Here is a 13475-nt window from a genome sequence, read left to right on the forward strand (position 1 = left end):
CGAACAGATCGCGGTGTCGGTGGATGCCAGTCAGCACTCGATCAGATTGACTGCCAGCCCGCCGCGTGAGGTTTCCTTGTATTTGTCGTGCATGTCGGCGCCGGTGTCGCGCATGGTACGGATGGCGTGGTCCAGCGAGATGTGGTGCTCGCCGTCGCCGCGCAGGGCCATCTGGGCGGCATTGATGGCCTTCACGGCAGCAATCGCATTGCGCTCGATGCAGGGGATCTGCACCAGCCCGCCGACCGGGTCGCAGGTCAGGCCCAGATTATGCTCCAGGCCGATCTCCGCGGCATTCTCCACCTGCTCGGGCGTCGCGCCGAGGATCTCCGCCAAACCGGCGGCGGCCATTGCGCAGGCCGAGCCTACCTCACCCTGACAACCGACTTCGGCACCAGAAATCGAGGCGTTTTTCTTGCACAGAATGCCGACCGCAGCAGCGCTCAGGAAAAACCGCACCACGTCGTCGTCATTGGCCGTGGGTTTGAATTTCATGAAGTAATGCAGCACGGCGGGCACGATGCCAGCTGCGCCATTGGTGGGCGCCGTCACCATGCGCCCGCCTGCGGCGTTTTCTTCGTTGACCGCGAGGGCGAACAGGTTGACCCATTCCATGGCGCTTAAGGTCGAGCCGATCACGTTGGGGTTATCCAGGTTCTGCAGGTTCTGATGCAGGCGGTAGGCACGCCGCCGCACGTTCAGGCCACCGGGCAGGATGCCGGTCTCCACCAGGCCCTTGTCGACGCAGGCGCGCATCGCGGCCCAGATCACCATGATTTTCTCGCGGATTTCTTCCTCGCTGCGCCAGACCTTTTCGTTGGCCATCATAAGTTCGGAAATGCTCATGCCGTGGGTCTTGCACAGCCTCAGTAACTGCGCGCCGCTGAAAAAATCATAGGGCAGGACGGTTGTATCGTTGTCCAGTACGCCACTGGCGGCCTGTTCAGCGTCGATCACAAAACCGCCGCCCACCGAATAGTAGGTCTGCTCGTAGAGTTCGCCGTTCTTGCCGTAGGCACACAGGGTCATGCCATTGGGGTGGTAGGGGAGGCTTTCATCGAGCAGGCACATGTCCCGCTCCCAGACGAAAGTGATGGCCTGTTCGCCCGCCAGCATCAGTTGGTTATCGGCACGCAGCGCATCAATGCGCTGGTTGACCTGACTGGGGTCGATCTGGTCAGGCCACTCACCCATCAGGCCCATGACTGTCGCGCGATCGCTGCCGTGACCAATGCCCGTGGCCGACAGGGAACCGTACAATCGCACCTCGAGCCGTTCTACGCTGTGCAAGCGGTTCTGGTTGCGCAGCTCGGTCACGAACAGCGCACCGGCGCGCATTGGCCCGACGGTGTGCGAACTGGACGGCCCGATGCCGATTTTGAACATGTCGAAGACGCTGATAGCCATCACGAAGGTCCTTCAGGTGAGATGATGCACGGGAATTTGGTATTCCCCTTTTTCTGTTACTCATCTTTGGCTTCGGCTGTCGAAACGACAAACGATTGTTGCTATGCAACGCTTTAGCGGAACTCTTCAATGAGCAGAATCTTCAACGCACAGATGCACGCCTGGCTACAGGTGTTCGCCTGCGCGGCCCGTCACCTGTCCTTCACCCGCTGCGCGGAAGAATTGCACGTCACCCCTGGCGCAATCAGTCAGCAGATGCGCCAGCTCGAAGAGCGCCTGGGCTTTGCGCTGTTTCACCGGGTCGGGCGCGGGCTTGAGCTGACCGCTGAGGGTCAGCGTCTGGCGGTGGTCGCCAACGAAGTGCAGAGCCGTATCAGCGAAGAGCTGCGCTTGCTGTATTCCGGGCGTATCGGCGGGGTGTTCAAGCTGCGTTGTATCCCGTCATTCCTGAGCAAATGGCTGATGCCGCGCCTGCCACGCTTGCAGGCGGCGTTTCCGGACATCCAGTTGCGGATCATTGCCGAGGACAGCAGCGGGTCGTTGCGTGATGACGATTTCGATCTGGCCATCGACCTGAACGACGGCAGCTATCCGGGGTTGTCGACTACGCCCTTGCTGGAGGAGGAGCTGTTCGCGGTCTGCTCGCCAGACCTGCTGGTGGGCAAGCCGCCGCTGGATACGCCCAGTCAGTTGGTGCACTTTCCATTGCTGCACGACATCACCGCCTGGCGCGGTAGCTATGAATATGCAGAGTGGGAGTTCTACCTGACGGCCATCGGTGCCGATGGCATCGACGTGCGTCGCGGCCACACGTTCAACCGTAATCACCTGACCATCGACGCGGCGCGTATGGGCATGGGCGTGGCCATTGCGCGCAAGGCGCTGATTACCGATGAGCTGGAGCAGGGCTTGCTGATCGTGCCTTTCGGCCATCCGATCAAGGCCAGGAAGAAATACGTGCTGGCCTATCGCGAAGGTGCGCTCAGCACCCCGTCACGTCGCGCAGTGCATGACTGGCTGGTGAACGAGGCGCTGGGCTGACTCAGGGCGAATCAAGCGGTGCGGATCAATGGAACAGCTCGGCGATCAATACCGCACCGATGAACGTACCGAAGTTGGCCAGGAACGATACCAGCACAATCCGCCAGCCCAGGCGGCGGAAGGCCGGGAGGTCCTTGGCAATCGACAGACCGGCGAAGGTCAGCATCGGAGTAATGACCGCCAGCAGGTTGATCGAGCTGGTGATCCGCGCAATCTCGGCGGCCCAGGGGCAAGCTGGCGAGGTCAGGAACATTGCCACCAGCGACACCATGCACACCGCAGGGATCTTGCGGCGAAGCAGGTTGCAAAACACCTCACCCACGAAGGCACAGAAAATCATGATGCCCATGCCGGTGAAGGCATCGCCTGACAGTGTCTTGTAGCCGACATAGTTGGCAATCAGTGCCAGTGCACCCGCCGCCAGCCAGGCACTGATCTTGCCCGACCAGCCCAGTTCCGGCACCTCCAGCGACACGTCGCTGTGGCGCAGGCCTTCCTCGCTCATCGATGCCTTGGTGGTGCGGCCGATCAGCGGCTCGAGCACACGATAGCCCCAGACCGCCAGTGGCAGGGAGATGAACAGGGTGAAGTAGGTGCCGATGGTGGTGGTGATCAGGTTCGAGGCTGCCGCCAGGGTCATGACTTCCTTGGCGACTTCCGGTGTCTGTTGCGCGGCAATGGCCCCGGCAGCGGCGGCCATCATGCTGCCCGAGCCGATGCCTGAGCCCATCGCCAGCGAGTTGGGATGGAAGATCCCCAGGCTGGCGATAAACCCGGCGACGATGGCAATGAACAGCGCGCCGAACAGGGTACCCGTCAGGTACTCGGCCAATACGCCGCGGCCTTCAGGAGAGTCCATGCCATAGCGCTCGCCGATGATTGCCAGGCTCGGCTCACGGCCGACCGAGAAGGTCGCACCAATGGCTTCGCGCTTGATACCGAGCATCAGTGCGACCGGCAGACCGAGCATCACGGTGCCGACGAAGTGGCCGAACTCCTGAAACATCAGCGCCCACCCGGAGGCGAACACCACCGGCAGCGAGCCGCCGACCACCAGGCCGAGCTTGGCAATGAAAAGCAGCAGGGCAGGTTGCAGAATGGAGGCCGAGCGCAGTTGCGTGCCGTGATCGATGCCAATGGTGCCTGGCATACGGCGGCTGGCAAGGCCGATCATCGCGCCCAGCAGCAGCGCCCACACCATCGGCAACAACACCACCTTGCCGGGGCCCAGCGAGATACTGACGGCACCGATCATTTCGGCAATGGTGAGGATAACGGCGGCCCAGACATACAGTTTCACCGTCGATGAAACGGCCTGATTGTCACCCGACACTGCAGCGTGTGAGTTTTGCATGATGATCCCCTTGCCTGCTGAATGGCCTTTTTCAGGCCTTATCAATCGTTATTCTGTTTTTCAGGTCGGCGCGGTAAAGCGCCAGGGCAGCGTTAAAAAGTCCATGAAGTCATGGAGACCGTTATCCGGCCAGGTATTTTTATGAGGTCTGAATGTGATCCAGACCCAGGCTGCTTCGAGCCTTTGCAAGGGGATCACAGGGTGCGTTATTTGAAGGGATGAGCCTTTGAATACGGCACTTTGCTGTCCACACGCAATCGCAGTATGCATAGCGCGAGGTTACACACCAATATTACGAATTTTATTTATCGTTGCCTTAAACAGAACACAGAACGCCCCGGGAATGTGACGCAGGGCGTCCGATCTTGAGGGCTCTGCGAGGCAAGATGACTATCGTGCCGACGCTCCGCGTTGGCATTGCTTGCGAGGGGTTTGACTATCGTGCCGACGCTCCGCGTCGGTATGCCGTTCCGGACGCTCTGCGTCCTCTTTTGCGACGCAGAGCGTCGAGAACTGCATTCCAACGCAGAGCGTGAGGAACGATCATCTCAACTGTCGTGCTGGCGCTCCGCGTAGGCATTGCTTGCGAAGGGTTTGACTATCGTGCCGACGCTCTGCGTCGGTATGCCGTTCCGGACGCTCTGCGTCCTCTTTTGCGACGCGGAGCGTCGAGAACTGCATTCCCACGCAGAGCGTGAGGAACGATCATCTCAACTGTCGTGCTGGCGCTCCGTGTAGGCATTGCTTGCGAGGGGTTTGACTATCGTGCCGACGCTCCGCGTCGGTATGCCGTTCCGGACGCTCTGCGTCCTCTTTTGCGACGCAGAGCGTCGAGAACTGCATTCCCACGCAGAGCGTGAGGAACGATCATCTCAACTGTCGTGCCGACGCCCTGCGCAGGCATGCAGCTAGTAGCCGGGACTGCTCAGCTCCAGCGCCCTGGCGCATTCCTCCAGTGAGCGCCGTTGGGTATCGGCATACAGGTCCAGTTCGTTGAGCGTCTCGCGGCCCAGTGCTCGTTCGAAATCCTGCTGATTCGAAGTCGTCGCGTAGTGCGTCTGGGCGTTATCGCCCAGGTTGGACTGGAAGATGCCTGCCGCACTGACCGGCAAAAAGTCTTCGTACACCAGTGGTTCGAAGCGCACATGGCCAGCTTCGACACGCTGCTCCAGGCTGCCGGATGCACGCGCGGCAATACCGGATTCGGTCGGGAAATAGCGGAAGTAGGCCAGGCCCTGCCTGCGCATTTCAGCGTGGCTGTCCGGAAACGCCTCGAACGTCTTTTCCAGCAGCCCGGCATAGCGTAGGGCATTGGCCTCATTGGGGAACTCGCCCAGCGCGTCGCGGGCCTCGTTCAGCAGCCGGTCATACAGCTCGCGGCCTTTGGGCGTCAGTGCAGCGCCACGTTGTTCGATCTCGCCGAAGCGTGCCGAGTGGCTGCCCGACTGAGCGCCCCCATGACCCATGAAAGCAATCGGTTCTTCCAGCGCCTTGAAGCTGGTCTGGCGCAGCAGAATCGGACACTGACGACGCGGCGGTCCTTCGACCACTGCCTTGGGTGTAATGCCTTTGCCGGGCATGCCGGCCTGAACCGCATCGATGTCCAGCGTGCGTGGCGTCAGATGGTTGATGTGCGGACCCCGAAACGCCACCACATCAGCGATCAGGCGATGCTGAGTGTTGAGCTTCTGGTAGTCGTCCAGCGAAACGGTCGCCGTGTTGTGCCAGCGAAAGGTTTCCAGCGCCTGCTGAATGAACTCGGCCGCATCGGCTTCGCTCAAGCCGCCGTCTGCTTCATGCTTCTCGATCAACGCCAGGGCGCCGGGCGTGAAGATACTGCGTTTGCCCAGCACCTGACTTGCGAACTCACGCAGGCTGTCGCTTTCGATCAATTCCAGGCGCAGCAATGAGGTAAACACGCGAAACGGACTGACTTGCAGCGCCTGCTCATGCACGGCGCGAAAGGCGGTGGAGTGAACCGGCACACCGGCTGCGCTCAGGTCGTAGTAACCGACCGGCTGCATGCCCATGACCGCGAACAGGCGGGCGAGGGTGGCCAGTTCCTGTGCGGTGCCGACGCGAATCGCACCGTGCCGTTCCATGTCCAGACGCTGGATTTCACCGGTCTGGTGCAAGCTGTCCAGCACACGGCTGTCATGGCTCATGACCTGTTCGTTGACTTCACTCACCAGCGCCATAAGCGTGCCGTACAGCGGCACTTCGTGCTTGTACATCTGCGACATGGCGCGAGAAAAGCCCGCGCGGATCTGATCCGGGTCGGCAAAGCGTGCTGTGCTCATCAGGGTGTTTTCTCCGTACGGGTTCAAGCCAGCGCCGCCAGGCAGCGCTCGAAAATATCCAGTCCTTCGTGCAGCACGTCGGGCTCGATGGTCAGCGGGATCAGCAGGCGGATAATGTGCCGCGACTTGCCGCTCGGCATCAGCAGCAGCCCGGCGTCCCTGGCTGAGCTCAGCAGTTCGGCGAGCTGCCGGGTGCCGGGTTCGCCCTCTGGCGTGATCAATTCGATACCGCGCATGCAACCGACACCGGTCAGCCTGCCCAGATACGGTGACAGGCTGCTTGCGCGCCAGGCTTCATAGCGTGAAACGATGGCGTGTTCCTGCTGCTCGCCCCAACTGGACAGGTTGGCATCGGTCATCTGCGCCAGTGACGCGAGGCCCGCTGCGCAGCCAATCGGGTTGCCGGAATACGTGCCGCCCAGGCCACCCTTGGGCAGGTTGTCCAGCAACTGCTTGCGACCTACCACGGCACCCAGCGGGATGCCGCCCGCAATACTTTTGCCCAGCAGAATAAGATCCGGCTCGATGCCCAGACGACTGAACGCAAAACGCTGTCCGGTACGGCCGAAGCCGGACTGGATTTCATCGGCGATCAGCACGATGCCGTGCTTATCGCAGAACGCTCGCAAGGCCTGGGCAAAGTCCGGCTGCATGGCCAGAAAACCGCCTTCGCCCTGCACCGGTTCGAAGATGATGCAGCCCACGTCGTTGACGTCGATCTCGACGCTGAACAGCCGGTCCATGGCCTTGAGTGCCTGCTCGGTGGACACGCCGTTGTCCTTGCTGGGGAACGGGACGTGAAAGACCGGACCGGGCAGCACACCGACTTTCTGTTTATAGGGCGCCACCTTGCCATTGAGATTCAGGGTCGCCAGCGTTCGGCCATGAAAGCCACCGTCGAACGCGATGACTGCCGTGCGGCCGGTAGCACCACGCACGATCTTCAGCGCATTTTCGGCCGCCTCCGCACCGCTGTTGGTGAGCATGCCGCTGAGGGGGTAACTGACCGGCACGAATTGCGTGAGCTGCTGCATGAAGCGGATATACGGGTCGTGAGGCGTTGCGTTGAAGCAATAGTGGGTGAGCTTTGCCGCCTGATCCTGAATGGCCGTGACCACCTGCGGGTTGCAGTGCCCCAGATTGAGCACCCCGATGCCGCCGACAAAGTCGATGTAGCGCTTGCCGGCGGTGTCCCAGACTTCGGCATTGCGGCCATGGGACAACGTCATGTTGTGGACAAACGAAATGGATTCGCTGATGTGTTCGCTCATCGGCCTGGCCCTGACTCCGGGTGATCATCATGGCCTTATCGAAACAAACATCGGGCAACGCTCGCAAACGAAATAAAATCACCGGGTCATTCCAATAATTCCCGATGTAATGGCCTTCCCGGTTGTTAATGACCGGAAGTTCATTCCTAAAAGGAATCATGTTTTTCAAAAACGTCGTTTGTAGCCAGGCCCCGAGTGGCTTGATACTCAGGCCATCGATGATTTCCACCGTGGTTCATGACAGGAGAATCAACATGGTTGCCGAGTTATTAGCACGTCTGGGCGTGGCGAGCAGTGCCCACACACAAGGGGACTATCCGGTCTACACCCCGATTGATGGCAGCCGGATTGCCTCGGTCACGCTTGAAGACAAGGCCCAGGTCGTGGCGCGTATCGACAGCGCCCACAGCGCGTTTCTGAAGTGGCGCACAGTACCGGCCCCACGGCGTGGCGAGCTGGTGCGGATCTTTGGTGAAGTGCTGCGTGAGCACAAGGCTGATCTGGGCGAGCTGGTGTCGGTCGAGGCCGGCAAGATCACTCAGGAAGGTCTGGGTGAAGTGCAGGAAATGATCGACATCTGCGACTTCGCCGTCGGTCTGTCGCGCCAGCTGTACGGCCTGACCATCGCCTCCGAGCGTCCTGGTCATCACATGCGCGAAACCTGGCACCCGCTGGGTGTGGTCGGCGTGATCAGTGCGTTCAATTTCCCGGTTGCGGTCTGGGCCTGGAACACCACACTGGCGCTGGTCTGCGGCAACCCGGTGATCTGGAAACCTTCGGAAAAGACTCCGCTGACGGCCCTGGCCTGTCAGGCGCTGTTCGACAAGGCGCTGAAGATTTTCGGTGATGCACCCGCAGCGCTGGCGCAATTGGTGATCGGTGACCGTGACGCCGGTGAAGCGCTGGTCGATGACCCTCGTGTGCCACTGATCAGCGCCACCGGCAGCACCCGCATGGGCCGTGAAGTCGGTCCGCGTGTTGCCGCCCGTTTCGGGCGCAGCATTCTGGAACTGGGCGGCAACAACGCGATGATTCTGGCCCCGAGCGCCGATCTGGACCTGGCCGTGCGCGGCATTCTGTTCAGTGCGGTAGGCACCGCCGGTCAGCGCTGCACCACGTTGCGCCGCCTGATTGTGCATCGTTCGATCAAGGACGAAGTCGTCGCCCGCGTCAAGGCAGCCTACGCCAAGGTGCGTGTCGGTGATCCGCGTGAAGGCAATCTGATCGGTCCGCTGATCGACCAGCAAGCCTTTTCGGCCATGCAGAACGCGCTGACCAAGGCTCGTGACGAAGGCGGGCAGGTGTTCGGTGGCGAGCGTCAGTTGCAGGACAAATACCCGAACGGCTATTACGTCACGCCGGCCATCGCCGAAATGCCTGGCCAGAGCGAAGTCGTGCGTCACGAAACCTTCGCGCCGATTCTCTACGTGCTGGCCTACGACGACTTCGAAGAGGCCCTGCGCCTGAACAACGAAGTACCGCAGGGTCTGTCGTCGTGCATTTTCACCACTGACCTGCGCGAGGCCGAAGCTTTCCAGAGCGCAGCGGGCAGCGATTGTGGCATCGCCAACGTCAATATCGGCACCAGCGGTGCGGAAATCGGCGGGGCATTTGGCGGCGAGAAGGAGACCGGTGGCGGTCGCGAGTCCGGCTCCGATTCGTGGCGCGCCTACATGCGCCGGCAGACCAACACCGTCAACTACTCTCGCGAATTGCCGCTGGCCCAGGGCATCGTTTTCGACTGATTTGAAGCGGGCGCTTACTACCGACATTGCTGGAGTTTTTCGATGGTGCAGTTTGCTGAAGGCTGTCTGTGGGAACAATTGACTCCGCAACGTCCGGTCAGCCCGGCCCTTAGCGGTGAGCGGAGCGCCGACGTGTGCATCATCGGCGCCGGTTTCACCGGTCTGTCGGCGGCGTTGCGCTTGCTGGAAGGCGGCAAGACAGTGTGCGTGGTCGAAGCGCACCATGTCGGGCATGGCGGTTCCGGACGCAACGTCGGTCTGGTGAATGCCGGGACCTGGGTGGCGCCCGATGAGCTGGACAAGGTACTGGGCAGCGTCGAGGCCAGCCGACTGAATAGCGCATTGGGCGCGGCACCGGCACTGGTGTTCGCGACCATCGACAAGTACCGCATCGATTGCCAGGACACCCGCACCGGCAACCTGCACATGGCGCATAACGCCAAGGGCCTGGCCGACTTGCGCAGCCGCGCCGCACAGTGGCAGCGGCGCGGTGCCAATGTCGAATTGCTGACCGGCAAACCCTGCGAAGACGCCTGTGGCACCGACAAGGTCAGCGGCGCCTTGCTTGATCACCGCGCCGGTACGGTGAACCCGATGGCCTATGTCTCGGGCATGGCGCTCAACGTGGTGGCGCAGGGTGGGCACGTGTTCGGCGATTCTCCTGTCAACGGCTTGCAACGCACCGCTGACGGCTGGAAGGTCTCTACTGTGGCAGGCAGTGTGCGCGCCGAGAAAGTGATCATCGCCTCCAATGCCTACACCGAAGGCGAGTGGACCGATATCAAGGATCACATCTTCACGGGCTACTATTATCAGGTCGCTTCGCAGCCACTCAGCGGTGCCGAGCAGGCGCAGATTCTGCGCGGCGGGCAGGGTTCTTGGGACACGCGCGCGGTGCTCAGCAACATTCGTCGCGATGCTCATGGGCGCTTGCTGCTGGGCAGCCTGGGTAACGCCGGCAATTATCCGCTGTGGTTCATTCGTCAGTGGGCGGATCGCGTCCAGCAGCATTACTTCCCGCAACTGGGCCGGGTCGAGTGGCAGAGCACCTGGACCGGGCGCATCGGCTTTACGCCGGACCACTTGTTGCGCCTCTTCGAACCTGCGCCAGGCTTGCTGGCGGCGACCGGTTTCAATGGTCGCGGGGTGACTACCGGGACACTGGTGGGCAAATGCTTTGCCGATTACCTGCTGAGCAACGACGCGGCTGCTTTGCCGATGAGCTTTTCAAGCGGCAAGAAGGTCTCGGGCAGTTCGCTGCGTAGCTTGGCTTACGACACGGGTTTCACCCTGTATCACGCCGGGCAATGCCTGCGCGTGGTGCTTTGAGTCGAGCGGGGTTCAGCCTGTTCTGCTCTTGATGCGCAGCTCTGCACACAGTCCGCCCTGCGCCGAGTTGCGCAGGTGCAGGCTGCTTTCCAGTTTGCGCACGATCATGTCGACGATCGCCAGCCCCAGCCCTGCGCCATTGCTGTGGCCCTGGCTGTAAAAGCGTTCGAACAGGCGCGCCTTCTGCTGCTCGTCGATACCTGGCCCTGCGTCTTCGACTGACAGGTGCGCGCTGCCATCTTCCTGGGCATGCAGGGCGACGCGAATCTCGCTGGCGGTCGGGGCGAAATTCAGCGCATTGGTCAGCAGGTTCTGCAGGGCAATGGTGATGGCTGCCGGGTCGCTGCGGATCACGCAATCCTCGCCTTCCTCAAACACCAGATCGACGCGTTTCTCCAGTGCCAGCGGCGTGAGTTCGGCCATTTCCTCGCGTACCAGCGTGTTCAACTCGAACGTCTGTAACTGGCTGACTTCAAGGCGCGGCTCCAGGCGTGCCATGGTCAATAACTGACTGGCCAGGCGCGCGGCGCGATCGACGCCGTGTACGAGGAAATCCAGTGCCTCCAGACGTTGCTCCGGGGTTTCGGCCTGGCGCGCGTTCTGTGCGTGGATGCGCAGGATGGTCAGCGGCGTGCGCAGTTCGTGGGCGGCGTCGGCGATGAAGCGCCGCTCGCGCTCCAGCACACTCTCGATCTGGGTCAGCAGGCGGTTGAGCGCGTACTGCATGGGCTCCAGTTCTTTGGGCAGTGGCGTCACATCAAGCGGTTCGAGGCTTTCGGCATCGCGCTTGCGGATGACTCTGGCCATTGCTTGCAGCGGGCGCAGGCCCCAGCCGATGGCCAGCCAGATCGCGACCACCAGCAGCGGCACACCGATCAGCGTTGGCCACAGCGTGTGACTGACAATGCGCTGAATCAGGTCCTGGCGCACATCATCGCGCTCACCCACCCAGATCAGAAAACCCTGCTGCGGATCGGCGAGGAGAAAGCCGCACCACTCGTGCCCGTTCTCGACCAGGTCATGGGAGCCTTCGGTTGCCGGAGGTGCACTGAGCAGAGGAGCTTCGGCCGAGCGTACCAGCAGTTCGCCCGAGGTTCGCCAGACCTGAAAGGTCAGCCGGGTTTCGTAGGGATGGGCCACGCCACTGGTGCCGACCCGGCTCATGGCCTGATCGAACGCCTGGTACAGCTTGTCGAGGTCCTGTTCGCCCGCTGCGCGCTGACGCAGTACACCTTGTAGCAGGCGCGCACTCTGGGCCAGCTGTGCATCGTAGACTTCTTCGATTTCGTGATGGCTGTCGCGCAGGGCGAGCAGGCTGATCGTAAGGTCGCCGAGCAGCAACAGCATCAGTACCGGGACCAGAATGCGCGCGCGTACCGAAGTCATGCCTTGAGCTCCAGCAGGTAGCCGACGCCGCGCACGGTGCGGATCAGCTCGGTGGACAGCTTCTTGCGCAGGTTGTGAATCAGCACCTCCAGCGTGTTGCTTTCGACCTTGTCCTGCCAGCCGTACAGGGTATTGGACAAGCGCTCACGGGTGACCACCTTGCCGGGGCGGATCATCAGTTGATGCAGCAACTGGTACTCCATAGGCGTCATCGGTACTTCGCTGCCCTGGAAACTGACCTGTTGCGACGCAGGGTCGAGGCTGATGCCAGCGTGTTCCAGCAGCGGTTGCGCACGGCCCTGGCTGCGCCTGAGCAGGGCGCGGACCCGGGCTTTCAGTTCATCGACGTCGAATGGCTTGATCAGGTAGTCGTCCGCACCGGCATCCAGACCGGCAATACGGTCGGCAGTCCCGTCGCGCGCGGTCAGGATCAGCACCGGCAGGGTGAGTGCTTCGGCGCGCAACTGGCGCAGCAGGTCCAGGCCATCCATGCGCGGCAGTCCGAGGTCGAGCAGCAACAGGTCGAATGGCTCGCTGCGCAGGGCGTGCAGCGCGCTCAGCCCGTCCTCCAGCCAGTCGAGGGTGTAGCCCTCGGTATTCAGGGCCACGCGGATGCCTTGACCAATGGCTCGATCATCCTCGACGAGAAGCAGGCGCATAGGGTTTGACCGGTGAGTGTGGGGAAGAAGGGCGCCATGATGCCGTCAGCAGGCAGCAGCGCGAAGTGCCGCGTGTCCGGGAAGATGTTACGAGCTGTTACGTATTAAGCTTTTCCTAAGATTCGTTTCGCACAGTAGGCGCTCCTTAACTGCTTGCGAGTGTCTGTCATGCGTAAAGTCCTGCTGATTTCCCTGTGTCTGGCCAGCCCGCTGGCACTTGCCGGGCCGCAATGCACCACGGCTGAAAAGTCCCAATGGCAGGATCAGGCCAAGTTCCAGGAGCAGCTCAAGGCTCAGGGTTATGAGATCAGCAAGTTCAAGGTGACTGATGGCAACTGCTACGAAATCTATGGCTTCGACAAGGACAAGCGCAAGGTCGAGATCTACCACGATCCGGTGACGGGTAAAGCGGTGAAGACCGAGAGCAAGTAATGAACCGTGTTTCCCTGCGCCTGTGGGACCCGCTGGTTAGGCTGTTTCACGTCTCGATCGCGGGTGTTTTTGTTGCCAATTATTTCTTCAATGAAGCAGGTGGCGACTGGCATATCTGGCTGGGCTATTACGCGGTTGCCTGGCTGGCGGTGCGAGTGGTGTGGGGATTCATCGGGCCGGGCAGCGCACGCTGGAGCGATTTCTGGCCAAATCCGGCGCGCCTGCGTGCACATATCCGCTCGCTGATCGATCGGCGGCCGATGCATCGGCTCGGCCATTCTCCGCTCGGCGCGCTGGTCATGGTACTAATGATGGTGCTGATCTTCGGTATGGGCCTGACCGGTTTTCTGATGGAAGAGGTCGATGCCTTGTGGGGCGCCGACTGGCCGCAGGACATCCATGAAATTCTCGCCAACACATTGTGTGCCCTGGTGGTACTGCACATGACTGCCGCCATCTTCGAAAGCTTTCAGGTGCGTGACAACCTGCCCTTGTCGATGCTGACAGGCAAACGACGTCCGTTGCCCGAAGATCGCCATCGCTGAAACCAC

At 61.4% G+C, this 13475-nt stretch carries 11 protein-coding genes; 5 read left to right on the top strand and 6 right to left on the bottom strand.

Going from position 1 to position 13475, the window contains the following annotated elements:
- Positions 1-30 precede the first annotated feature (30 nt).
- The gene (locus tag JOE33_RS22075) at positions 31-1407 is read right to left on the bottom strand and encodes an L-serine ammonia-lyase (protein WP_010434995.1); all 1377 of its coding nucleotides are present in this window, start codon (positions 1405-1407) and stop codon (positions 31-33) included.
- Positions 1408-1536: 129 nt separating this feature from the next.
- Here JOE33_RS22075 and JOE33_RS22080 point away from each other — a divergent pair, with 129 nt between their 5' ends.
- Complete coding sequence (locus JOE33_RS22080) at positions 1537-2448, top strand: LysR substrate-binding domain-containing protein (RefSeq protein WP_003314779.1); 912 nt, start codon at positions 1537-1539, stop codon at positions 2446-2448.
- A 25-nt stretch (positions 2449-2473) separates the two neighbouring features.
- Here JOE33_RS22080 and JOE33_RS22085 read toward each other — a convergent pair whose 3' ends face one another.
- The 3 genes from JOE33_RS22085 to JOE33_RS22095 form a co-directional block, all read right to left on the bottom strand.
- Complete coding sequence (locus tag JOE33_RS22085; RefSeq protein WP_187626213.1) at positions 2474-3802, bottom strand: DUF3100 domain-containing protein; 1329 nt, start codon at positions 3800-3802, stop codon at positions 2474-2476.
- Positions 3803-4710: 908 nt separating this feature from the next.
- Positions 4711-6102 (bottom strand): VOC family protein, encoded by a 1392-nt coding sequence (locus JOE33_RS22090; protein WP_187626212.1) that lies wholly within the window; start codon positions 6100-6102, stop codon positions 4711-4713.
- 23 nt (positions 6103-6125) lie between these two features.
- Positions 6126-7373 carry an aspartate aminotransferase family protein gene (locus JOE33_RS22095; protein WP_187626211.1) on the bottom strand — a complete coding sequence of 416 codons (1248 nt, stop codon included), beginning with the start codon at positions 7371-7373 and terminating at the stop codon, positions 6126-6128.
- Positions 7374-7627: 254 nt separating this feature from the next.
- On the opposite strand from JOE33_RS22095, the gene JOE33_RS22100 reads away from it, so the two are divergent.
- Together JOE33_RS22100 and JOE33_RS22105 are read left to right on the top strand one after the other, a co-directional pair.
- Positions 7628-9118 (top strand): aldehyde dehydrogenase family protein, encoded by a 1491-nt coding sequence (locus JOE33_RS22100; protein ID WP_122622108.1) that lies wholly within the window; start codon positions 7628-7630, stop codon positions 9116-9118.
- A 42-nt stretch (positions 9119-9160) separates the two neighbouring features.
- Positions 9161-10447 carry an FAD-binding oxidoreductase gene (locus JOE33_RS22105; RefSeq protein WP_187626210.1) on the top strand — a complete coding sequence of 429 codons (1287 nt, stop codon included), beginning with the start codon at positions 9161-9163 and terminating at the stop codon, positions 10445-10447.
- Between the two features lie 12 nt (positions 10448-10459).
- Here the strand turns inward: JOE33_RS22105 and JOE33_RS22110 are convergent, their stop codons facing one another.
- Both JOE33_RS22110 and JOE33_RS22115 read right to left on the bottom strand, forming a co-directional pair.
- The gene (locus JOE33_RS22110; protein WP_122590168.1) at positions 10460-11833 is read right to left on the bottom strand and encodes a sensor histidine kinase; all 1374 of its coding nucleotides are present in this window, start codon (positions 11831-11833) and stop codon (positions 10460-10462) included.
- Entirely contained in the window at positions 11830-12492 is a 663-nt protein-coding gene (locus JOE33_RS22115) for a response regulator (protein ID WP_003349281.1), read from the bottom strand. Before JOE33_RS22115 ends, JOE33_RS22110 begins: the two co-directional genes overlap by 4 nt.
- A gap of 168 nt (positions 12493-12660) precedes the next feature.
- Between JOE33_RS22115 and JOE33_RS22120 the strand changes: the two genes are divergently transcribed.
- A complete protein-coding gene (locus JOE33_RS22120; RefSeq protein WP_187626209.1) occupies positions 12661-12924 on the top strand; it encodes a PepSY domain-containing protein in 264 nt (87 codons plus the stop codon).
- Entirely contained in the window at positions 12924-13469 is a 546-nt protein-coding gene (locus JOE33_RS22125) for a cytochrome b/b6 domain-containing protein (protein WP_187626208.1), read from the top strand. The genes JOE33_RS22120 and JOE33_RS22125 overlap by 1 nt, the downstream gene beginning before the upstream one ends.
- Positions 13470-13475 lie beyond the last annotated feature (6 nt).

It is taken from the genome of Pseudomonas sp. PvP027, from assembly GCF_017833005.1.
Lineage (GTDB): Bacteria > Pseudomonadota > Gammaproteobacteria > Pseudomonadales > Pseudomonadaceae > Aquipseudomonas > Aquipseudomonas congelans.

What these genes read in the sequence shown, in the direction of transcription:
- JOE33_RS22095 (WP_187626211.1), bottom strand. Translation starts at nt 7,373, where the DNA reads ATGAGCGAACACATCAGCGAATCCATTTCGTTTGTCCACAACATGACG.
- JOE33_RS22110 (WP_122590168.1), bottom strand. Translation starts at nt 11,833, where the DNA reads ATGACTTCGGTACGCGCGCGCATTCTGGTCCCGGTACTGATGCTGTTG.
- JOE33_RS22120 (WP_187626209.1), top strand. Translation starts at nt 12,661, where the DNA reads ATGCGTAAAGTCCTGCTGATTTCCCTGTGTCTGGCCAGCCCGCTGGCA.
- JOE33_RS22085 (WP_187626213.1), bottom strand. Translation starts at nt 3,802, where the DNA reads ATGCAAAACTCACACGCTGCAGTGTCGGGTGACAATCAGGCCGTTTCA.
- JOE33_RS22075 (WP_010434995.1), bottom strand. Translation starts at nt 1,407, where the DNA reads ATGGCTATCAGCGTCTTCGACATGTTCAAAATCGGCATCGGGCCGTCC.
- JOE33_RS22125 (WP_187626208.1), top strand. Translation starts at nt 12,924, where the DNA reads ATGAACCGTGTTTCCCTGCGCCTGTGGGACCCGCTGGTTAGGCTGTTT.
- JOE33_RS22105 (WP_187626210.1), top strand. Translation starts at nt 9,161, where the DNA reads ATGGTGCAGTTTGCTGAAGGCTGTCTGTGGGAACAATTGACTCCGCAA.
- JOE33_RS22090 (WP_187626212.1), bottom strand. Translation starts at nt 6,102, where the DNA reads ATGAGCACAGCACGCTTTGCCGACCCGGATCAGATCCGCGCGGGCTTT.
- JOE33_RS22080 (WP_003314779.1), top strand. Translation starts at nt 1,537, where the DNA reads ATGAGCAGAATCTTCAACGCACAGATGCACGCCTGGCTACAGGTGTTC.
- JOE33_RS22100 (WP_122622108.1), top strand. Translation starts at nt 7,628, where the DNA reads ATGGTTGCCGAGTTATTAGCACGTCTGGGCGTGGCGAGCAGTGCCCAC.
- JOE33_RS22115 (WP_003349281.1), bottom strand. Translation starts at nt 12,492, where the DNA reads ATGCGCCTGCTTCTCGTCGAGGATGATCGAGCCATTGGTCAAGGCATC.